At 27.1% G+C, this 20,824-nt stretch carries 20 protein-coding genes and 1 pseudogene; 4 read left to right on the forward strand and 17 right to left on the reverse strand.

Going from position 1 to position 20,824, the window contains the following annotated elements; genetic code table 11:
* Positions 1–43 precede the first annotated feature (43 nt).
* The 13 genes from argC to NL43_RS04465 all read right to left on the reverse strand — a co-directional run bounded on the left by argC (position 44) and on the right by NL43_RS04465 (position 11,725).
* Positions 44–1,072 (reverse strand): N-acetyl-gamma-glutamyl-phosphate reductase, encoded by a 1,029-nt coding sequence (gene argC / locus NL43_RS04405; protein ID WP_069592834.1) that lies wholly within the window; start codon positions 1,070–1,072, stop codon positions 44–46.
* A gap of 297 nt (positions 1,073–1,369) precedes the next feature.
* Entirely contained in the window at positions 1,370–2,257 is an 888-nt protein-coding gene (locus tag NL43_RS04410; protein ID WP_069592835.1) for a ribonuclease HIII, read from the reverse strand.
* A gap of 73 nt (positions 2,258–2,330) precedes the next feature.
* On the reverse strand, positions 2,331–3,227 hold the full coding sequence (argB, locus tag NL43_RS04415; RefSeq protein ID WP_069592836.1) for an acetylglutamate kinase: 897 nt from the start codon (positions 3,225–3,227) through the stop codon (positions 2,331–2,333).
* 33 nt (positions 3,228–3,260) lie between these two features.
* Entirely contained in the window at positions 3,261–4,457 is a 1,197-nt protein-coding gene (gene argJ, locus NL43_RS04420; protein ID WP_069592837.1) for a bifunctional ornithine acetyltransferase/N-acetylglutamate synthase, read from the reverse strand.
* Positions 4,458–4,583: 126 nt separating this feature from the next.
* Positions 4,584–4,889, reverse strand: coding sequence for a hypothetical protein (locus tag NL43_RS04425; protein WP_069592838.1), 306 nt, complete (start codon positions 4,887–4,889; stop codon positions 4,584–4,586).
* A 37-nt stretch (positions 4,890–4,926) separates the two neighbouring features.
* The gene (locus tag NL43_RS04430) at positions 4,927–6,144 is read right to left on the reverse strand and encodes a hypothetical protein (RefSeq protein WP_069592839.1); all 1,218 of its coding nucleotides are present in this window, start codon (positions 6,142–6,144) and stop codon (positions 4,927–4,929) included.
* Positions 6,145–7,185, reverse strand: coding sequence for a Zc3h12a-like ribonuclease (locus tag NL43_RS04435; RefSeq protein WP_069592840.1), 1,041 nt, complete (start codon positions 7,183–7,185; stop codon positions 6,145–6,147). It abuts the gene before it with no gap.
* Between the two features lie 127 nt (positions 7,186–7,312).
* Positions 7,313–8,044 carry a metallophosphoesterase gene (locus tag NL43_RS04440; RefSeq protein WP_069592841.1) on the reverse strand — a complete coding sequence of 244 codons (732 nt, stop codon included), beginning with the start codon at positions 8,042–8,044 and terminating at the stop codon, positions 7,313–7,315.
* Positions 8,045–8,413, reverse strand: coding sequence for a nascent polypeptide-associated complex protein (locus tag NL43_RS04445; RefSeq protein WP_069592842.1), 369 nt, complete (start codon positions 8,411–8,413; stop codon positions 8,045–8,047). It abuts the gene before it with no gap.
* A 215-nt stretch (positions 8,414–8,628) separates the two neighbouring features.
* Positions 8,629–8,967: a DUF2304 domain-containing protein gene (locus NL43_RS04450; RefSeq protein WP_069592843.1), complete on the reverse strand. Its 339-nt coding sequence runs from the start codon at positions 8,965–8,967 to the stop codon at positions 8,629–8,631.
* Between the two features lie 15 nt (positions 8,968–8,982).
* A complete protein-coding gene (locus NL43_RS04455; RefSeq protein WP_069592844.1) occupies positions 8,983–9,690 on the reverse strand; it encodes a glycosyltransferase family 2 protein in 708 nt (235 codons plus the stop codon).
* A gap of 301 nt (positions 9,691–9,991) precedes the next feature.
* Positions 9,992–10,561, reverse strand: a complete 570-nt coding sequence (locus NL43_RS04460) for a flavodoxin family protein (protein WP_069592845.1) — start codon at positions 10,559–10,561, stop codon at positions 9,992–9,994.
* Between the two features lie 15 nt (positions 10,562–10,576).
* On the reverse strand, positions 10,577–11,725 hold the full coding sequence (locus NL43_RS04465) for a glycosyltransferase family 4 protein (RefSeq protein WP_069592846.1): 1,149 nt from the start codon (positions 11,723–11,725) through the stop codon (positions 10,577–10,579).
* 662 nt (positions 11,726–12,387) lie between these two features.
* Between NL43_RS04465 and rfbC the strand changes: the two genes are divergently transcribed.
* A complete protein-coding gene (rfbC, locus tag NL43_RS04470; protein ID WP_069592847.1) occupies positions 12,388–12,945 on the forward strand; it encodes a dTDP-4-dehydrorhamnose 3,5-epimerase in 558 nt (185 codons plus the stop codon).
* A 109-nt stretch (positions 12,946–13,054) separates the two neighbouring features.
* Here rfbC and NL43_RS04475 read toward each other — a convergent pair whose 3' ends face one another.
* The 3 genes from NL43_RS04475 to NL43_RS04485 all read right to left on the reverse strand — a co-directional run bounded on the left by NL43_RS04475 (position 13,055) and on the right by NL43_RS04485 (position 16,622).
* Complete coding sequence (locus NL43_RS04475; RefSeq protein WP_069592848.1) at positions 13,055–13,540, reverse strand: flavin reductase family protein; 486 nt, start codon at positions 13,538–13,540, stop codon at positions 13,055–13,057.
* A gap of 144 nt (positions 13,541–13,684) precedes the next feature.
* Positions 13,685–15,100 carry a bifunctional glutamate--cysteine ligase GshA/glutathione synthetase GshB gene (gene gshAB / locus NL43_RS04480; protein WP_069592849.1) on the reverse strand — a complete coding sequence of 472 codons (1,416 nt, stop codon included), beginning with the start codon at positions 15,098–15,100 and terminating at the stop codon, positions 13,685–13,687.
* Between the two features lie 307 nt (positions 15,101–15,407).
* Positions 15,408–16,622 (reverse strand): glycosyltransferase family 4 protein, encoded by a 1,215-nt coding sequence (locus NL43_RS04485; RefSeq protein WP_084790407.1) that lies wholly within the window; start codon positions 16,620–16,622, stop codon positions 15,408–15,410.
* Between the two features lie 401 nt (positions 16,623–17,023).
* On the opposite strand from NL43_RS04485, the pseudogene NL43_RS08440 reads away from it, so the two are divergent.
* Positions 17,024–17,961: pseudogene (locus NL43_RS08440) on the forward strand (DUF1848 domain-containing protein).
* 24 nt (positions 17,962–17,985) lie between these two features.
* Here NL43_RS08440 and NL43_RS04495 read toward each other — a convergent pair.
* The gene (locus NL43_RS04495) at positions 17,986–18,381 is read right to left on the reverse strand and encodes a transcriptional regulator (RefSeq protein WP_069592850.1); all 396 of its coding nucleotides are present in this window, start codon (positions 18,379–18,381) and stop codon (positions 17,986–17,988) included.
* A gap of 334 nt (positions 18,382–18,715) precedes the next feature.
* On the opposite strand from NL43_RS04495, the gene NL43_RS04500 reads away from it, so the two are divergent.
* Positions 18,716–19,069: a hypothetical protein gene (locus NL43_RS04500; protein ID WP_069592851.1), complete on the forward strand. Its 354-nt coding sequence runs from the start codon at positions 18,716–18,718 to the stop codon at positions 19,067–19,069.
* A 70-nt stretch (positions 19,070–19,139) separates the two neighbouring features.
* Positions 19,140–20,819, forward strand: coding sequence for a phenylalanine--tRNA ligase subunit beta (gene pheT, locus NL43_RS04505; protein WP_069592852.1), 1,680 nt, complete (start codon positions 19,140–19,142; stop codon positions 20,817–20,819).
* The last annotated feature ends 5 nt before the right edge of the window (positions 20,820–20,824 follow it).

A 20,824-nucleotide genomic window follows, 5' to 3' on the forward strand; every position in this document is an offset into this window, starting at 1 on the left:
TATATTATGTATATTTCTTATTAGATTGCTTTTCTTTTTATACTTATGGATATAATCCTAATTCTTTTAATCCTTCTGTTTCATTAAAACCAAACATAATATTCATGTTTTGTATTGCTTGACCAGAAGCACCTTTAACAAGATTATCAATAGCAGATATAACAACTAGTTGATTCTCATCATCTAAAGAAATACCACCAATTTGACAATAATTAGATCCTCTTACACTAGCAAGAAGAGGAATTTTATTATCTTTTAATACTTTAACAAATGGTTCATCGTTATAGTATTCCTTGTATAAGTTATATACATCGTCAGCTGAAACATCATTTTTTAATAGGAAACTATGGTTTGTTGTAATAATTCCTCTAATAACTGGTACAAGATGAGGTGTAAATGATACTTTAACCTTTTTATCACCAAAGTTTCTAAGTTGTTCTCTAATTTCAGGTGTATGTCTATGGTTTGCTATAGAATATGGCTTAATATTATCAGAACAAGTAGGATAATGTGTATTTGCATTAGGTTTAACACCAGCTCCACTAACTCCACTTTTACTGTCAAGAATAATTCTATCAACTAATTGATTCTCCACAATAGGAAGACTTGAAAGAATAGCACCTGTTGGGAAACAACCGGGATTTGCAATTAAATTAGCATCTTTTATTTGTTCACGATTAATTTCTGGTAAACCAAATACAGCATTTAATTCAGGATGTAAATGTTTAATACCATACCATTTTTCATATACATTAACATCACTAAATCTAAAATCACCACTTAAATCAATTACTTTAGAACCGTTATTTAAGTAGTCTGGTACTAATTTCATTGAAGCACCATGTGGAAGTGCACTAAATACAACATCAGCATCTACATCACTAGTTTCAGGGTTTGTAAATTCTAAATCTACATCTTCTAAATTTGGATGTAAATTTGATACATTTTCTCCTTCATTTTTACGACTTGTTACAGTAGTTATGTTTACTTTTGGATGTCTAAGTAATATTCTCATTAATTCTCCACCAGTGTATCCACTAGCACCAATAATTGCTACATCTATTTTACTCATATTTCATACTCCTCTTTATTTATTTATATTTTAGTTTAAGAAGAAATTTATTAGTATTTATTATATTTTTAAATAGTATAAGTTAATCTTTTTTATATATGGGATATTTTGTAAAAAAAACTTATTTATTTTTCATGAAATCTATATGAATTACTATTAATTTCAGTATTTAAATAATTCAATAAGAAATATTTATTTTACATTCTATTTTAATAATACTTAAATGATAAATTACTCTTTTTATTGTATGATTTTTTAATTATTCAAATATTAATTTTTTTATCATAACTACTTTCTTTAGATGTATGGTTTAATATTTTTAAAATGGGTCTTTGCAACATTACTTAGAATATTTCGATCAATGTTTTTAGGCTTAGTTTTCTTAGATAAATTCACATGATATCTTTCTTCAAGTTCCATTAATGTCTTTTCATAATGATACTTAGCTATAATACTACTTGCTGCAACTGGAATATATCGCTCACCATTACTTTCCTGAATAACATCAATATTTTTATTAATATCTAAGTATTGGTTCATCTTTTTATAATCAAATTTATCAATAATTACAAGTACATCACTTGTTTGAATTTGGGCAAGTAAACTAGTTATTACCTTAGAATGAAGATAAGCTAGTAAATGATTAAGGTTTTTACCTTCACTAGTAAATTTATGATATAGTTTATTGTAGCTAAAAGGTTTAAGAACAATAGTTTCATGTATTATGTTCAAATTTTTAATTTCAGAGTATAATCTTTTTATTTCATTTCTAGATAGTTTTTTACTATCCTTAACACCAATTTGCTTTAACTCTAAATTTTCATCATATGAGGTAGCTACAGCACTAACAACTAAAGGACCATACCATTCGCCCTTACCAGTTTCATCAGAACCTATGGTAAACTCATAGTTATTGAATGAAATACTCGAATTATTATAGTTATTTTGATAATTGGTGTGTGTGGCATGTGATATATATTCTTTTTGTTCTAAAATTTTAGATAATAAAGTTAATGTCTGACTATTTTCATTATAAACTAGCTTTTTAGAATTATATAAAATAAAAATAATCCGACCATCTTTTATACGAACACTTTCATACTGGTGAGGTTTTTCATGATGTAAACTACGTGTAATATTGTTAAAACGTTTAATTTCATTATCTGTTAATTTAACGGATTTCATAATAACAAACTCAATTTTTTAATGTAAAATAATTATAAAAAAAAGTAAATATGGTGGTTAAATAAGGATGTATCTATTCTCTAATCATAGTACCAATACCATGCTTTGTGAAAATTTCAAGAAGAATAGAATGATTAATTCTACCATCTAAAATATGGGCCGTTTTAACTCCATTTTCCACAGCATTAATACAAGTTTCAACTTTAGGAATCATACCACCTGTAATAATACCTTCTTTAACTAATTCTTTTAATTCATCCACACGAATACGTCTAATAATACTTTCAGGGTCATTAGGGTCTGTTAATATACCAGGAACATCAGTTAAAACAATTAATTTCTCAGCATCAACTTCTGAAGCAATAGATCCTGCAACAGTATCTGCATTTAAGTTAAGTGTATTTCCATTTTGATCAATACCAATAGGTGAAATAACAGGAATGTAATTCTTTGTTGTTAAATCATCAATAATTCCACTGTTAACACGGTCAATTTTACCAACATAACCTAAATCTACTTCAAGAATTTCACCATTTTCATGTCTAATTTTAGTAGGTGCTTTTTTAGAAGATTCAAGTAAAAAATCATCTTTTCCTGAAATACCTAAACTTTTACCACCATGTAAACCAATCTTTGAAACAATTTCAGTATTAATTTTACCAACTAAAACCATTTTAACAATTTCCATAGTTTCTTCATCAGTAACTCTAAGACCACCAATAAATTTGGCTTCTTTACCCATTTTATCCATAGATCTTGATATTTCTGGTCCACCACCATGAACAACGATAGGTTGCATACCTACATACTTAAGTAATACTGTATCTCTTGCAGTAGAACTCATAGCATTTTCATCAATCATAGCATGGCCACCATACTTAATCATAATCTTCTTATCATGAAATTTCTTAATATAAGGTAATGCTTCAATTAAAACATTACTAATATCTAATTGTTCTTGTTCAACCATTATTCTCACAAATCCTTTATTTACTAAACTCACTTATGTAGTATACTCAGCATTAATTCTAACATAATCATATGTTAAATCACAACCATATGCTGTAGTACTTGCATCACCATCATGTAAATTAACAGTAATTACAATATCTTTTTTACCCATTAACTCTTCTGCTTTTTCAAGTTGTTCTGGATTACTATATGTTTTAACATCACCTTTATCAACAATAACAACAGTTTCATTACCAGAACCTATACTAATAGATACATTATCAGGGTCAAAATCTACACCAGAATAACCCATAGCACTAATAATACGACCCCAATTAGGATCAGCACCAGCAAGAGCAGTTTTAACTAAACTTGAAGATACTACACTTTTAGATACTAGTATAGCATCATCTAATGATTTAGCACCTTCACAGACAACTTCCATAAACTTCTTAGCACCTTCACCATCCTTAGCAATCTGCTTAGCAAGACTAATACAAACATAATCAAGTGCTTCTTGGAAGTTTTCATCAATTTCTGCTTCAATTTCATTAGTACTCATAACTAGAACTGTGTCATTAGTACTTTCATCACCATCAACAACAACCATGTTAAATGACTTTTTAACACTTTCACGAAGGGCTTCTTGTAATGTATTCTTATTAATTTTAAGATTAGTAGTAATAAATCCAAGCATAGTACCCATATTAGGTGCAATCATACCAGAACCCTTACACATACCAGCTACACGAAAAACTGTACCATCATTTAATGAAGCTTCAACAGCACATTCCTTAGTAACAGTATCTGTTGTAAGAATAGCATTAGCCGCATCACTAGCATGTTGTCTACTATTACCAAGTCTACCTAGAGATTCAATAGCAACAGGTTTAATAATATCCATAGGCATTTGTCTACCAATAACACCAGTAGAAGCAACAGCAACATCTTCTAATGGAATACTTAAGTCATCAGCAACAAGTTGAGCTAATTCTAAACCCTTTTTAATACCATCTTCTTTTGTATAACAATTAGCATTACCACTGTTAACAATAACAGCAGAAATATTACCATCTTCTAAATGTTTTCTTGTAATATCAATTGGAGCTGCATAAACTTTATTTGTTGTAAATACTGCAGCAGCAGTTGAATTTTCATGATACAATATGGTAACACCATATTTACCTTCTCTATATCCACTAGCTTTAATACTACTAATGGAACATATACCATCTTCTAAAATTTTCATAATTAATCACACTTTAAAATATTAACTTAGGGAAAAAATCTTATGATTTTCATAAAAAAAATAAATTTGAAATATCTCTTCTTTTTAAAAAAATAAAAATAAGAATTAATTTTTCATAGATAAAAACTATGTGTTGTTTTTATGAGTGTTATTACTATTTAAACCATTATTAGAACTACTATTAGTTCTATTTTTGGAATTACTACTATAATTATTTGAATTACTATTTTTCTTAGTAGTTGTAGTTTTCTTAGTAGTTGTGTATGTTGTATTATTTGTAGTGTTTGTTGTATTGTTTAGTGTTGTATTTGTCGTGTTGTTATCATCACTATTGAACATGTCACTTAAATCAGGTGTTTCAAAATGGATGACTGTTGCACCTACTGTTCCACAGATCATAGCTAGTATTCCTACTATTATTATGAGGAACATTTTTGAGTTTGTACTTGAACTAATAATATTACCTCCTCTAGTCTCCTGTGGCTACTACTGCAATAAGTGATATTATCATTGCAATTAGTCCGAGCCATGCATTTCCAGTGTTCCATCCAAGTATTGTCATAATGAATATGAATATAAATACTGCGATGAGTGTTCCTGATTTATTTGATATGTAGTCTATGGATGATCTTGTGAATTCTGTTGGAATATAGTATGCATATTTTCCATTTGCTAAGTCAAATACTACTGATGGTGTATCATGTCTTATTTGTAAATCATCAGTTAGATGAGCATTTTCTCCTGCTTCTCTTCTACTATTTCCTATTCCTATTCTTAAGTTTAATCCATTATTTAGAGCATACCATGCACAATCCAATCCTGTTTTTATGGCTATGGATTTGTTCGGGTAGTTGATGATAAGGTCATCTCCACCTACACGGTAGCCTTCTATTTTGCCTTGGCTTTCATTTTCAATATATGTATTAATATCATTCATTATTTCGATGAGTTTATCTTTTCCATATTCTGAAATGAATCCTGTTGAGTCTTTTGCATCTATGTACATGAAGTTATCTACAGGAAGTGGTGTTAATTCTACTCTTTCTACAGTAGGAACTTCTTCAAAGATTACACCATATTCTCCACCTAATTTAGTGAATCCTACTCCTGATATTGGTCCTATTGCTGCATTCATTTCTATTGCACGTTCTATTGATGCAGCTCCTGTCATTCCTACTGCTGCTCTTACATTTATACCTTGTTGCATTCCAAGGGCTATTATTTTAATTGCTATTCTTATTCCTTCTTTTTTAGAAGGCATGAGTGCAACAATTTCCGTTCTACCTTTTTCAATAATTTCTCCATCTACTACTTCTATCATTTTTGCAAATGTATTTATGAGTGGGGCTCGCTCTAGGAGTTCTATGTATAGGTAACGGTCATTTCCCATGATGATATTACTTAGTAGTGCATATTCATTAACATCATCATCTGCTGGTTTTATTTCAACAAATTTCCTGTTTAGGGGTAAGTCTCGTTGGTCTATTTCTCGTTCAAGGTTTTGAAATATACTTCTGCTGTTTATATTTGCAGGTTCTATTTCTATAAGCATTGTTTTGGTTAGGTTTATTAGTGAAACATATTCTGTTTCTAAATCAGTAGTTGCAAAGTAATTTGTACCTATACTAACCACTCTTTTGTTTAGAAGACGACTGAAAAGGCTTTTTAATAATCCGTTAAAAGCCATTTATCTTTTACCTCCACGTTCTATAGAGATTTCATATTGTCCTTGTTTTTCCATAAGCATACTTGGTTTTACAGATACTACAGGGAATTTCCAAGTTCCAAGTCTTGCTGCTAGTGTACTTGCTATGTTTCTAGAGTTATGTTTTATAAATGAGTAGTCTGCATCGTTTATTATTATATCTAAGTTGTATGGTGATTCTTCTAGTATTTCATCAGAGTATATTATGTTTAATTCGAATGTTCCTGGTCTTGTAAATAAATCATTTCTCACAGCTACTAGTGGTGAATGATCTAGATTTAATTTGTTACGTACTGTTACTGCTATTGTTCCAGCATTACGTACTGCTTCTTTATAATCTTTAGGATTTACAAGTACAAATATTAGAAAATCTGATTCTTCCATACCTTCATCTACAAAGGATACCATTTTATTTAATATTGGTATTTTAAGGAATAAGTTTTCTAGTTTTGAATCAATTTCATTTTCGTCTTCATCACTTACTCTGTTTATAGCTTCTTGGGCTACAGCTAATCCTGAGAATTTTCTATTTTTTTTAGATTTGTATACATCAAATCCTCTTTTTTCAAATTCATTTAATGATTTGGAACAGATTTTTTGAAGTATGTTTTTTACTTTTTTAGGAGGTGCTGGTTTTCCTATTTGGAAACGTCCATTTTTAACCCTGTATGGTAGTCTTTTACTATCAATATCTTGAAATTCGTCTCTATAGTCTCTAAACAAATCATTTGATAATATTTTTGCATCTTCTTCATATGCTAGGTTTAATATGTAATGATCTGCTATTGTTCCAGCAGGTACTGGGAATACTTCTTCATTTTGGATCATTTCATTAAAGCCATCTTTATCATCAATTTCATGTCGTAATGGTGCATCAGATAGAACTATAGGTTCATGTCCTAACTTTTCAAGGGTACTTATTGCAACTTTTAATGTTTTTAAGCTGGGTGTAACTTTTCCTGTTTCTTCATTTGCTTCTTGTCCATAATATGCTACATTTGACCCATCAACAATTATTTTCAAAAGATCACCTATTATTTTGTTTTTATTTTAAAAGTTCTGTTCCTTTATATAGTATATTTATATTATATTAATCTTTTTATTATATTAATTTTTTTTGTGAAAGAATATTTTTTTTTATTCTTAAAACTTATGGTGGTGTTAAATGTTTTATTGTTTCATCGGAATTATGTAATGTTATTTCAATGTGTGGATTATTTATATCAATTACATTGTATGAGGGAGGGATATTTCCTCTTAATTTCATTGATGAAACAGTTCCTGCAGTTGTAAATAATGTATTATTCATTTTCCATATATGAGGGACGTGTTTATGGCCAGATAATACTATATTAACATTATTTTGAAGTACTGTTAATAGGATATCTCCTGCATCACTTAGGATATTTCTTTCACGACCCGTATGTGGTATTGGAATAATATGGTGGTGGAGGGCAATTATTGTAAATAGTCCTCTTTCATTTGCATCAGCAAGTTCTTTTTCCATAAATCTTCTTTGAATTCTTCCTATTTTTCCATGTCCTATGTCAGGTTCACTACTGTCAAGTCCAATTATTTTTATTGCTTCATTTTTAAGTTCAAGAACACTATGACTTTCACCAAATAGTTCTTCAAAGATTTCATAACCTATGTTTCTAGCATCATGATTTCCTGGAACTATTATTTTTTTGGGTTTTATCATATCTATATATTTCTTTGCTTGGATAAATTCATTATAGAAACCATTATCTGTTAAATCACCTGTTATGATTACAGCAGCTGGTTTCATTTCATTTATTTCTTTAATAGTTTTTAGTAAGATATCTTTCCTAAAATGTGAATAACCTGTATGTAAATCTGATATATGGACAAGTTTTGTCATTTAGGATAACCTCATTATTGCTTCTGCTAAATCTCCTTTTGTTTCTTTAAGTGCTTCTTCTGCTTCACTTTTTGTTTTTCCTGTTTGGGATGCTACCAGTTCAATATCATCATCTGATATTTCAGTTGGTGTTTCTATGGACTCGCTGCCTTTAATTCTTTCTTCAGCATCACCTACAACTTGGTATGTTTCTTGACCCATTGCTTTCATAATACTTACTTCAGCATTTTTAATTACAATTTCTTTATCTTTGAGTACAATAACAACTTCTTCTACTCCTTTAAGGTCTTTCATGTTCATACCCATTTGTTTCATTTGTCTTTCCATTTGTTTTAATTGTTTTGGATTCATTCTTCCGCCTGGAAACATATTATAATTCCTCCTATGATAAAATTAGTTTTTCTTGTATTTAACAAGTCCTTTATATTTATAATTTATTTTTTTATAAAAAATATTATACCTATTTATATTTATATATGCTTAATATTATATTAAAATTAGTCTTTTTTATTAGTTTGATGTGATGATATTTATCAAATTAATAAGTATTTTTTTTAGAAAAAGAGTTTGTAGGTGATGATATATTATTTTTCATCATCTTTTTGTTGTTGTAGTGCTAGTTCACTAACAAGTTCATTTATACGTTTTTTCTGATCTTCTATTCTATTAAATAATTTAAATGAAATATAGAATAATAATAGTGTTGCAATTATATATAATGCATCAAGACCTCTACCTAATCCCGTTATTGCGGCAATATGTATACTTATTTCAGGAAATAGTGCGGCAATTATAACTAGTATTCCAAGAATTATCCATGTACTATATAATCCTATACTAAGTACATCATTATAAAAACGTTTAGATACGAATATGGTTGCAATTATAATGGCAATTATAATTAATAGTTGATATGTAAACATTATATTCAATCCTTATTATTTAATTGTTTCATTAAGAAATTCCAAGATAATTTTTATACCTACTAGTGTGTTAGTTCCTTTTTCTATGGTTCTTTGATCATAGATTGTGGTCATGGGAACTTCTTTTAGTTTAAGTTTTCGTCGTTTAATTTCACCAATAATTTCTGATGAAACACCATACTGTGGTGATTTAAGTTGTAATTTTCTTGCAGTATCTGCCGTAAAAGCTCTTAATCCGGACTGAGAATCTTTCACCATTTTTCCTTGGAAAATATATGTTATTTGATTCATCACAGTATTACCAAATCTTCTTCCTGTTGGCATATCATTAAAATCTCTAGCTGCTATAACTATATCAGCTTCACCATTTTGTAATGGTGGATACATATTATATAAGTCATCAGGGTTATGTTGACCATCAGCATCAAATGTAATCATTATATCAGCATTTTTACTAAGTGCTGCTTTAATTCCTGTCTGAATAGCTCCTCCTAGTCCTATATTTATTGCATGTCTATAATGATAAACCATAGGTGAATATTTTTTAACTAATTTTCTTGCTATTTTAGGACTATTATCTTTAGATCCATCATCAATTATTAGAACTTTGAATCCTCTTGTCACTAGATTTGTAACAACGTCTTCTAGTGTTTCTTCTTCATTGTAACAGGAAAGTATTATGTATATATCTGATGTTATTGGTGGAATATCTGTTTTTGTCATATTATTTTTGTCCTATAATTGTTTTTTTTAAAATAGTATTAGTCAAAGATATTTTCTTTGAGTAAATGTATGAAGTAATTATATTATTTGTTTACACTAAAATTCATTTGATGAAGTAAATTATCTTTCTTTTATTAAATGATTTTTGGATTTTTGACTAATACTCTCTTTAACTAATATTATTTATATATTAGGTTATTTTTATATTTTTTAAAATTAACTTGAAAAATAGAGTATTTTGGGATTTAATATTTAATTTATTTAAATAGATTTATTTTTAAAATAAAGAAGGATTGTTGATTTATTTGTTAATTAATTTAATTAAATAAATCATTCTTTTAGCTAAATTTATGGATGTTGTAATACCAATTTCATCTTCACTTGTATTTCCAGCACCTGTTCCTCCATAATGGGCAGTAGGTCTATCATCACCTACAATAATTCCACCTTGAATGAGGAAAAAATCATGAATAGATGCAATAGTACTTTCTTGTCCGCCATTACGGAATCCTCCAGTACTTATAGCTCCACAAACAGTATTTTTAAAGGCATGAATATTACGTAATGGTCGAAGTCTATCAATAAATGTTTTAGCAAGACCAGTCATATCTCCAAAATAAACAGGACTACTCATAATAATACCATCAGCATATCTTATTTTTTCTGTAATTTCAGACATATCATCATTAATCATGCATTTATTATCTTTTTTACAGTTATCACATCCAATGCAAAATTGAATATTTTTATCATGTAATGTTATGAGTTCAACATCAATATTTTCTTCATCAATTTCTTTAAGTGCAGCTTTAACAAGAATTTCTGTATTACCATTACTTCTTGGACTTCCTACAATTCCTATAACTTTCATTCAATCATCTGTATTTTATTTTTTCATATTTTTACAATTAATAAGTTTGGATGCTAAATTAATATATTCTAAAACAATATTATCCCAGTTAAATTTTTCTTCAACATTTTTTCTTCCTTGGAGTCCTAGTTTTTCTTCCACATTCTTATTATTTAGTATATATTCAATTTTTTCTTGAAATGTATCAATATCTTCTGGTTCTACTAGATATCCTGTTTTTGTATCATCAACTACTTCTACAACTCCTCCTGAAGCATAGGCAATTGTAGGTGTGTGACAAGCATTTGCCTCAGATAATACCATTCCAAATCCTTCTCTAGTAGATGGTAATGCTAAAATATTAGCTAGTTTCATTTGATAAATTAATTCTTCATTACTTAAATCTTGCATGAATTCAACATAATCTTCTAAACTATTTTCGGATATATAATGAAGTAAATTATCTTTTTCAATTCCTTTACCAACAATAACTAGATGAATACCTGGTATTTTTTCTTTAAGATTATTAATTATTTTTAATAAATGATCCACATGTTTATGAGGAACGAGTCTTCCTACAAATAATACACGATTATTATCTTTTTTATTACACTTTACACTATCAATACTTTCAAGATCAACACCAATGTAATTAACTTCAATTTTATTTGCATCAACATTAAAATCATTTACAAGTGATTTTTCAGTAGCTCTACTAACTGTTAATATTTTAGTAAATGGTCTTTTAACAAGGAATTTTTCAGCTTTATATGCAAGTGATGATGATTGAATCCATTGGTCTTGATTATTTGTACTAGTATCATATATTGTACCAATTACTGGAATATTTACTCTTTTAGAATACATTGTTGCTGGAAGTAATGGTGAATATGATTGTGCATCAATAATATCATAGTTATGACTATGTAACCATTTAAGAACAGCACGTCCATAGACAATAAAATCCTGTTTTGACCTTTGTGGGGGATTTTCAATAGTAGGACCGATATGATAAATATTAATACCTTCTTGAACTTCATGTTCTTCAGTATTTTTAATTTTCATTGTTAAAATATCAACTTCATGACCTTTTTCAACTAAACGTTTAGTTAATTCATAGTAACGTCTTTCACCGCCACCATTATAATAAGGTACAAAAAATTCAAGTATCATGCAAAATTTCATTTCATTACTCATCCTTTTTTTGATTATTAAGCTATTTTTCCAATATACTTTAAAAAAATATAATTAATCATTAATATTATTGTAATATCATATATATTTTAAACATAATATTAATATTACTTCAGTAAATTATAGTTATATTCTGTTATAATATAAGTAGAAATTATTCTATTTTTAATTTCATATAATTAAATATTCTCTATAATAATTTAAACTAATTTTCTTTTTTAAAATTATAATTTCAATACTTGATAATAAGATTATTTACAATATATTATTTTTAAAAGTTTTAAGAAAATTATTTTTCATAAACTAAATAGGTTCAACATATATATACTAAAAAAGAGTAATTATTACATATTTGTTATTCAATAACAAATAATAATTTTAATACATAAGTTTTATACATGAAATAAAAACACCTTTTGAGTTTTTAACTAACATTATTAATAGGGAGATAATATGGTATTATACAAGTCATAGTATGATAAAATATTATTTTAATAATGTTTTCACATACTTTAAAGAAATACTCTTTTATAATGCAAATAATATTAATCTATCCATTACTTATTCTTAAATATCACTTAATTTTTGAAAATTTTATTAAAACTATTTTAGAAATATAATAATTAATAAAAAGAATATTAGGATTAGATATTATGGCAAAATTTACATTTAATAAAACATCCATAGAAGGAGTTTATATAATAGAAACACAAGTATTTGGTGATGAAAGAGGATATTTCATGGAAACATACCAGAAAGATGTCTTTGATGAAGCAGGACTTGAATTTAATTTTGTACAAGATAACCAATCACGATCTAAAAAAGGTGTTTTAAGAGGACTGCACTTCCAATACACTCAACCTCAAGGAAAACTAGTTAGAGTAATAAAAGGTGAAGTATTTGATGTAGCAGTAGATCTTCGTAAAGATTCACCAACCTATGGTAAATGGGAAGGAGTTATTCTTTCTGAAGAAAATAAGAAACAATTCTACATTCCAGAAGGATTTGCTCATGGATTTGTAGTATTATCAGATATCGCAGAATTCACATATAAATGCACAGATTTCTATAAAGCTGATGATGAAGGTGGAATTAAATGGGATGATCCTGAAATTGGAATAAAATGGCCAATAGATGATATTGATGAAATAATTCTATCTGAAAAAGATCAAAAATGGAAACCCTTATCAGAAACAGAAATCGACTTTTAAATTAGATTAAACCTTTTTTTAGTCTAATTTCTTTTTAATTTTTTTTCTTTTTACAAAAAAATATATACTAAATTAAATTAATTAAATTTAACTCAATATATTAGTATTATTATAATAAGTCTATTTTATCCCATTGGATTAATCCATCTTCTAAGTATTCTTTATCACAATGTACTTTTTCTATTTTTCCAATAAATAATTCATGAGTACCATTTTCAGGAGTTATTGAATCAATCACTGTACATTCAAAGTTAACAGGACAATCTATAAGTATTGGTGCATCAATAATATCTGCATCACATGTATTTAGATTTGCTAATTTATCTTCATCTGTTCCTGACACAGTTCCGAGATACATAAACTCATCAGCATAATTTTTAGCAGGTATATTTACTACAAATTGTCCAGTTTCTTTTATCATAGGATAAGAATATCTACTTGGTACAATTCCAATTATAACCATTGCTGGTTCTAAACTTGCATTTGCTGCTAATCCTACTGCTAATGCATTATCTTTTCCATCTTTACGACAGGATATAATTGTATTGGGTTTTGGTTCAATTCGTGATTTGTTTATTTCAGCTTCAGATTTCATTTTTCTAATATTCTCCTAAGTTTTTTATAATTTGACATTATTTTTTATATTTTTTATAATGTTTTTTTTGTTTATTTATGTTAAATACATGGATAATTAAAATATTATACAATTATTTTCATTTAAAAATAAAAAGTAAATAGTTTATATTTTTTTGTTGGGTAGAGATTTAGTGTAGAATTCATAAAGTTTCTCATCATTTTTTATATAATCAAAATCTATAATATTAAAGCTTGTTTCTTTATTATGTTTAGCTATGGATATTTGACTATCTATGAATCCGTTGTATTTAATAATTTTAGCTAGTTCTTTACCATATGTTTTTGATGGATTTTCTATTTTTTCTTGAATTTTATTTAGTATATCTTCTGAATTTAGTTGTAAATCATTATTCATTTTTTTCATATTATCTAAAATTTCTGTTGCCCATTCTTTGATAGTTATTTCTTTTCCATCTTTAATTAACTTTGTATCTGTTTTATAGCCTAGTTGGGCAGTTAGTTCTTCATTAATAACACTATCTTCTTGCCATTTTTCATATTTTGTTTCTTTTGTTATGAGTAAATATATGATAAATAAGTGTATGAATTTCATGTCTAGTTTGGTAATACCACATTTATCGAATGGGTTAATGTCAACGGTTCTTATTTCTATGTATAATATTCCATCTTGTTTTAATGATTTTAAAACATTATCTCTATCTTTTGGTTTTAATCTTATTTGTGTGTATAATTCTTTTGCTTCTGATAATAAGCCTTTATCAATAAAACTATTAACATCACTAATATAATTGTTTAATGAATCATATCTTGGATATAGTTGAATGAGATTTTTATAACCACAGGATGCATTTCTAAATGACGGTCCTTCGGTACTGTAAAAACTATTTTTTTCATCTTTTTTATTCATAAGAGTTGTGCATTCTGTTGTGAATGTTTCATGAGCTCCTACTGATGCTCCTGTTAAATATATGATTAGCCATTTATATCGTAGGTAGTTTCGCACTATTTTTAGGTATAGTTGGTTTTTAAATTCTTTATAATCAATGTTTTTAGGATATTTTTCATGTAATTTCTTAATGGTTTCTTCTGTGAATGAGAAATTATAATGTATTCCTGAAATTAATTGTTTTTTTGTTCCATATTTTGCTGCTAGGTTTTTTCTATATGTTCTAGCTTTTTCTCCATCTATATTATCTGAGTATTTAGCTAGGGGTATTTTGTCTGATGAAGGTATTATACATGGAATAGATGAGTTCCATATGTATTCATCATCTGAAATATTTGTATTTACAATGTCAACAATAAAAGAAAGATAGTGATATGCTTCATCTATTGAGTGGAATGTTGGTGTAACTATTTCTACTTGGCTTTCTGAGAAATCTGTGGTTATGTATGGATTTTCTAGTTTTTTTCCAAATATTTCTGGATGTGGTGTTAGAGCTAGTTTTCCATCAGATGTTATTCTAAGTCCTTCTTTTTCTAGTCCGAAGTTACCTGATAGTATCTCTTCTGGACGGAGTATCTTTTTTATTGTATCTATTGTAAAATAATCTTGCATATATATTTATTAGGTTATCAGTAATATTTAAACTTTTTAACAATTGTTATTTTTTTAGTTACTTTGGATGTCTAACAAAAACATATATTATTCTAAAATATAATTCTTTATAATATAAATTTGCTTTATAATGCAAATAAGTTAAACTAAACAATTGAATATACTATATGGAGTATACAAGAAATTCAAAAAAAATTAGTTTTAGTGGAAATTCAACTAACAATAATAAGTATTTTTTTTTAATTAAACAAGTTCTATCTTTAAAAACATATTTTCAAATAAAATTTGTGTTTTGTTTTTAATCATCTTAATTTATGAGTTTTTGAGCCATTTGTATGTATTGTGAAACTAATTTATCCCAGTTAAATTTTTCTTCAACATTTTTTCTTCCTTGAAGTCCTAGTTTTTCTTCCACATCTTTATTATCTAGTATATATTCAATTTTTTCTTGAAGTGTAGTTATGTCTCCAGGTTTTACTAGATATCCTGTTCTTGTATCATCAATTGCTTCTACAACTCCTCCTGAAGCATAGGCAATTGTAGGTGTATGACAAGCATTTGCCTCTGTTAATACTCTTCCAAACCCTTCTCGTGTGGATGGTAATACTAATACATTGGCTAGTTTCATTTGATACGTTAATTCTTCATTACTTAATTCTTGCATGAATTCAACATAATCTTCTAAATTATTATCCTTAACATATTTAAGTAAACTTTCTTTTTCCGTTCCTTTACCTATTATTACTAAGTGAATATCAGGATATTTTTCTTTAATATTATTAATTATACTTAATAAATGATCTGCATGTTTATGTGGAACAAGTCTTCCTACAAATAATACACGATTATTATCTTTTTTATCACATTTTACACTATCAATAGCTTCTAAATCCACACCATTATATATTAATTCAATTTTAGATGGCTTGATATTAAAATCTTTTATAAGTGATGTTTTAGTATTTTCACTAACTGTTAATATTTTAGTAAATGGTAATTTAACAAAGAATTTTTCACCAAGATATGCTATTGTAGCTTGTTGACTGTATTGGTCTTGATTTCCATTACTAACATCATGTATCGTAGCAATCAAAGGGATATGTGATTTTTTTGAGTATAATACTGATGGAAATAGTGGTGAGTATGCTTGTGTATCAATAATATCATAGTCATGACTATTTAACCATTTGAAAACTGCATACATGTACTGGAGTATTTTTCCTTTTGATCTATAGGGTGGAGTTTTAATTGTTGGTCCAATATGATATATGTTAATACCATCATAAATTTCATGATGTGGAGCACCTTCCACATTCATTGTTAATATATCTACTTTATGACCTTGTTTAACTAGACGTTTTATTAACTCGTGGTAACGAATTTCTCCCCCCCCATAGAAGTAAGGCATGAAGAATTCTAGTACCATACAAAATTTCATAGTTTTACCTGATTTTTGTAAGATCTCTTCACTAGAGTAATTTTTAGAATTAAAGTTATTATTAGTTTGATTTTCACTGTTCATTTTATCACAATTTTTTCCTTTTTTTATAGAAAAGGAGTTAAATTACTTGAATTTATTACTTTTAAAAAATAGATAACAGGATATGTTACTATGTGCTTTAAAAAAAATAAACTTTTCTTGATAATATATTAGCTATTAAAAAAATATAAACATGACTATTAATAAACAGATAAAATTGTAAGAAAATCTCTAAAAAAGTTTATAAAAAGAAATAAAATGGTTATAATCTATTTGAGTTATCATTTAAACTATTAGAATATGTAAGATGGATAAACTTTATTAAAAAGATGAAGTATAGTAAAAATTCAAGGAAAAAAGTATTAGTTGGGTTCTTAAATAACTAGTTAATATATAAATAAATTCATCTTAAATATTCATTAAATGTTAATAAGTGTATGTATATGATATTTAATATAAGTGGACGAACAGATATTGTAAATTATTATTCAAGATGGTTATTAAATAGGATGAATGAAGGTTATGTTTATTCTAGAAATCCATATAATATGCATCAAATAACTAAATATAGTTTAAAACCTGATGATGTAGATGCTTTAATTTTCTGTTCTAAAAACTATAAGCCCTTATTAGATGAATTTGATGATATAAATAAGAATTATAATACTTTTTCATATTATACAATAACAAGTTATGGATATGATGTTGAAGAAAATGTTCCAAGTATAAGAAAATCAATAGATACATTTATAGAATTATCAGAAATAATTGGAAAAAATAAAATTGCATGGCGTTTTGACCCTATTCTTTTAACATCAAAGTACACAGTAGATAAACACATGGATTGTTTTGATTATATTGCTTCACAAATAGCAGATTATACTAGTTTTGTAACATTTAGTTTTGTTGACATGTACAATAAATTAAAAGTAAACATGCCTGAAATTATACCATTTACTCAAAGAAATCTTCAAGAATTAATAAAGCACAGGCCAAAATCTCTAAAAAATATAAATTAGATATACAAAGTTGCATTGTAAATGATAATTATGAAAAATATGGTATAAAAAGTTCAGGATGTATAACAACAAGTATACTTGAAAAAGCAAATAACATAAAATTTAAGAATATAAAACATTCAGGTATGCGTCAGGGATGTAAATGTCTAAAATGGCATGATTTTGGTGCATATAATACTTGTCCAAATGCTTGTAAATATTGTTATGCAAATAAAAATAGACGAATTGCTCTAAAAAACTATAAAAAACATGATGTAAATTCACCAATTTTATTTGGAAAAATAAGTAGTGTTGATAAAGTAAGTATTTCCAAACAAAAAAGTTTACTTATAAGGGATAAGAAACAAACAACTCTCTTTTAAAAAGTTAATGTGGAGAATATATAATTATTCTCTTAATTCATTTACAGTTTCAGATAAACTTCCCATACATACATTACAGTGGTCGGGAATATTTACTTTTTCTTTATGTAATTGACATAAAACTTCTTGTGTTTTTATTGTTTTACATATATGGCAGAATCTTGGAATTAAATCAATAGGTTTTAATTCTTTAGATTTCATATCTTTTGCCATGTCTTTAATATATTGTTCAACAATAGGATTAAAATCTAATTCATGTCCTCTTTTATCACTAATATATTGAGATACTGCTGGTTGTGTTATATCTAGTAGTTCTGAAATCTCTTTCTGTTTCATACCTAGATTTAATAATTCTTTTGCTAATTTTGATCGTATTGAAGGTATAACATACCATACAACTATTTCACATGGTGGTTTCATGAGTAAATTCCTCCTATTTCTTTTTTCATATCTTTTTTTAAAATTTAGTGTTAAATATAATATATTTTATTTTTTCTTATTTTTATTACATTTACTAATTATATAAAAAGGGTATATATATAAATTCACATTGTTAAAAAATTAATTCTCAAATTTAATTCTGATGAATATCTTGATTTAATGTATATTATATTAATTTAAATTAAATGTATTATATTGAGTTCTAATACTTTCTAATTTGTATTTAGATAACATAATATACTAATAAATATAAACATAATACATAGATAAAATTTAATAAAATAAACATTAATCAACCAATATTGGTGAAACTATGAATCTGTTATGGTTTTATATAGCAATAGTACTTGCTTGTTCTGACATACTTCATGGAGTTATATGGCATACTTTCTCTGATTTTTATATAATATTTGGAGAAATAATATATAATATAGTAAAATCATCCTTCGTAGCATGGATTATTCATGAAGTTATAGAAGCAATATTTCATGTAATAATATTAACAATAGTATTCCAATCACCAACAATAGGAATTCTAGCCGGAACAATACATTTAATCATAGATTTATTCCATAATTTCTTTGATTTAGACATGACTGGACTTCAACATAGAGCACTACACTTTACAATTGAATCAATATTCTTAATGGTAGTACTCACACTATAATGAAAAAATGCTCTTTTTTCATAATAAACTTTTTTTCAATAAATAAAAAAATAAAAGGACTGATAATAAAATGCCTGTAATAAACTTTACATATGATGAATTATTTGAACAATTAGGAAAAGAATTACCAAAAGATGAACTAATAAATATACTTCCAATGATTTCAAGTGATGTAGAATCCTACGATGATACAGAAGTAAAAGCAGAATTCTTCCCTAATAGACCGGACTACTATAGTGTAGAAGGAATAGTACGATCACTAAAAGGATATCTTGATTTAGAAAAAGGAATTCCTGAATACACAATAAAAGAAACAGACAATACAATCACAGTAGATAAAGAACTTGAAGAAATAAGACCATATGTAGCATCATGCATAATAAGAAATGTGAAAATTAATGACCAACAATTACGAAATATAATGGAATTCCAAGAACATTTACACTGGGTAATAGGAAGAGACAGAAAAAAAGTAGCAATAGGAATACATGACCTTGATAAAGTAGAAGGACCATTTTATTACAAAGCAGGAAATCCTGATGAGGATAAATTCATACCACTAGAAACAACAGAAGAACTAACCCTAAATGAAATTCTAGAACAACATGATAAAGGAGAAAAATATGCAAAACTCATAAAAGACTTTGATAAATACCCATTAATAGTAGATAACAATAATAATATAATGTCTATGCCACCAATAATCAACAGTGACTTAACAAGATTAACAACAAAAACAACAAACTTATTCCTTGATGTTACAGGAACAGATATCAATGCAGTAACAAACTCTTTGAATATAATAGCATCTAATCTAGCAGAAAATGGGGCAACAATTGAAACACTTGAAGTAAACTATCCTTACAGGGAAAATATAATCTATCCTCAATTTGAACCAAAAATAATTAATGTACATAAAGATAAAGCAGAAGAATACATAGGTATTGATTTAACAGCAGATAAAATAGTAGAAACACTAGAAAAAACAAGATTCAATGCAGAAAAAATAGATGAAAACACAGTAAAAGTAGAAGTACCACGATACAGAATAGATATACTTCATGAAGTAGACATCATAGAAAATATAGCACTAGGATATGGATTCAATGAATTACCAGCAGAACTACCAAACTTCTCAACAATAGCAAACCCTGATCCAAAAAGAGAATTTGATAAAATAATAGAACAAGTAATGATAGGATTATCATTCATAGAAGTAAAAAGTTTAATGTTAACAAGTGAAAACCAACACTACACAAAACTAAGAAAAGAAATAGAAGAAGACAGAGTAACCGTAGCACAACCAATCACACAAGATAGGACAATGATACGAAAATCACTAATTAATAGTTTACTAGAATTCTTAGAAGATAATAAACACGAAGAATTACCACAAAAAATCTTTGAAATAGGTGATGTAGCATACATTGATACAACAAAAGAAACTCAAATGAAAACAGTTAAAAAATTAGCAGCAGCACAAATATCTTCAGTAGCAAACTTCACAACAATAAAATCCATAGTAGAATCATTTGTAGCTAATATGGGATTTACAATGGAATTAAAAGACTCTAAAAATCCATCTTTTATCCAGGGTAGATGTGCAGAATTCACAACAAAAGCATTAAATGACAATACACCATTCACATTTAAAGGATACTTTGGAGAAATTCATCCAGAAGTACTAACTAATTTTGAACTAGAATATCCAGTAATAGCTTTTGAAGTAGAATTTGACCAAAAAGAATAAATTAT

The sequence above is a fragment of the Methanosphaera sp. WGK6 genome (assembly GCF_001729965.1).
In the GTDB taxonomy this organism is placed as follows: Archaea; Methanobacteriota; Methanobacteria; order Methanobacteriales; family Methanobacteriaceae; genus Methanosphaera.

What these genes read in the sequence shown, in the direction of transcription:
- NL43_RS04475 (WP_069592848.1), bottom strand. Translation starts at nt 13,540, where the DNA reads ATGAAATCTGAAGCTGAAATAAACAAATCACGAATTGAACCAAAACCC.
- NL43_RS04455 (WP_069592844.1), bottom strand. Translation starts at nt 9,690, where the DNA reads ATGACAAAAACAGATATTCCACCAATAACATCAGATATATACATAATA.
- argB (WP_069592836.1), bottom strand. Translation starts at nt 3,227, where the DNA reads ATGGTTGAACAAGAACAATTAGATATTAGTAATGTTTTAATTGAAGCA.
- NL43_RS04425 (WP_069592838.1), bottom strand. Translation starts at nt 4,889, where the DNA reads ATGTTCCTCATAATAATAGTAGGAATACTAGCTATGATCTGTGGAACA.
- NL43_RS04450 (WP_069592843.1), bottom strand. Translation starts at nt 8,967, where the DNA reads ATGTTTACATATCAACTATTAATTATAATTGCCATTATAATTGCAACC.
- NL43_RS04500 (WP_069592851.1), top strand. Translation starts at nt 18,716, where the DNA reads ATGAATCTGTTATGGTTTTATATAGCAATAGTACTTGCTTGTTCTGAC.
- NL43_RS04465 (WP_069592846.1), bottom strand. Translation starts at nt 11,725, where the DNA reads ATGAAATTTTGCATGATACTTGAATTTTTTGTACCTTATTATAATGGT.
- pheT (WP_069592852.1), top strand. Translation starts at nt 19,140, where the DNA reads ATGCCTGTAATAAACTTTACATATGATGAATTATTTGAACAATTAGGA.
- NL43_RS04485 (WP_084790407.1), bottom strand. Translation starts at nt 16,622, where the DNA reads ATGAACAGTGAAAATCAAACTAATAATAACTTTAATTCTAAAAATTAC.
- gshAB (WP_069592849.1), bottom strand. Translation starts at nt 15,100, where the DNA reads ATGCAAGATTATTTTACAATAGATACAATAAAAAAGATACTCCGTCCA.
- rfbC (WP_069592847.1), top strand. Translation starts at nt 12,388, where the DNA reads ATGGCAAAATTTACATTTAATAAAACATCCATAGAAGGAGTTTATATA.
- NL43_RS04440 (WP_069592841.1), bottom strand. Translation starts at nt 8,044, where the DNA reads ATGACAAAACTTGTCCATATATCAGATTTACATACAGGTTATTCACAT.
- argC (WP_069592834.1), bottom strand. Translation starts at nt 1,072, where the DNA reads ATGAGTAAAATAGATGTAGCAATTATTGGTGCTAGTGGATACACTGGT.
- NL43_RS04410 (WP_069592835.1), bottom strand. Translation starts at nt 2,257, where the DNA reads ATGAAATCCGTTAAATTAACAGATAATGAAATTAAACGTTTTAACAAT.
- NL43_RS04430 (WP_069592839.1), bottom strand. Translation starts at nt 6,144, where the DNA reads ATGGCTTTTAACGGATTATTAAAAAGCCTTTTCAGTCGTCTTCTAAAC.
- NL43_RS04460 (WP_069592845.1), bottom strand. Translation starts at nt 10,561, where the DNA reads ATGAAAGTTATAGGAATTGTAGGAAGTCCAAGAAGTAATGGTAATACA.
- NL43_RS04495 (WP_069592850.1), bottom strand. Translation starts at nt 18,381, where the DNA reads ATGAAACCACCATGTGAAATAGTTGTATGGTATGTTATACCTTCAATA.
- NL43_RS04445 (WP_069592842.1), bottom strand. Translation starts at nt 8,413, where the DNA reads ATGTTTCCAGGCGGAAGAATGAATCCAAAACAATTAAAACAAATGGAA.
- argJ (WP_069592837.1), bottom strand. Translation starts at nt 4,457, where the DNA reads ATGAAAATTTTAGAAGATGGTATATGTTCCATTAGTAGTATTAAAGCT.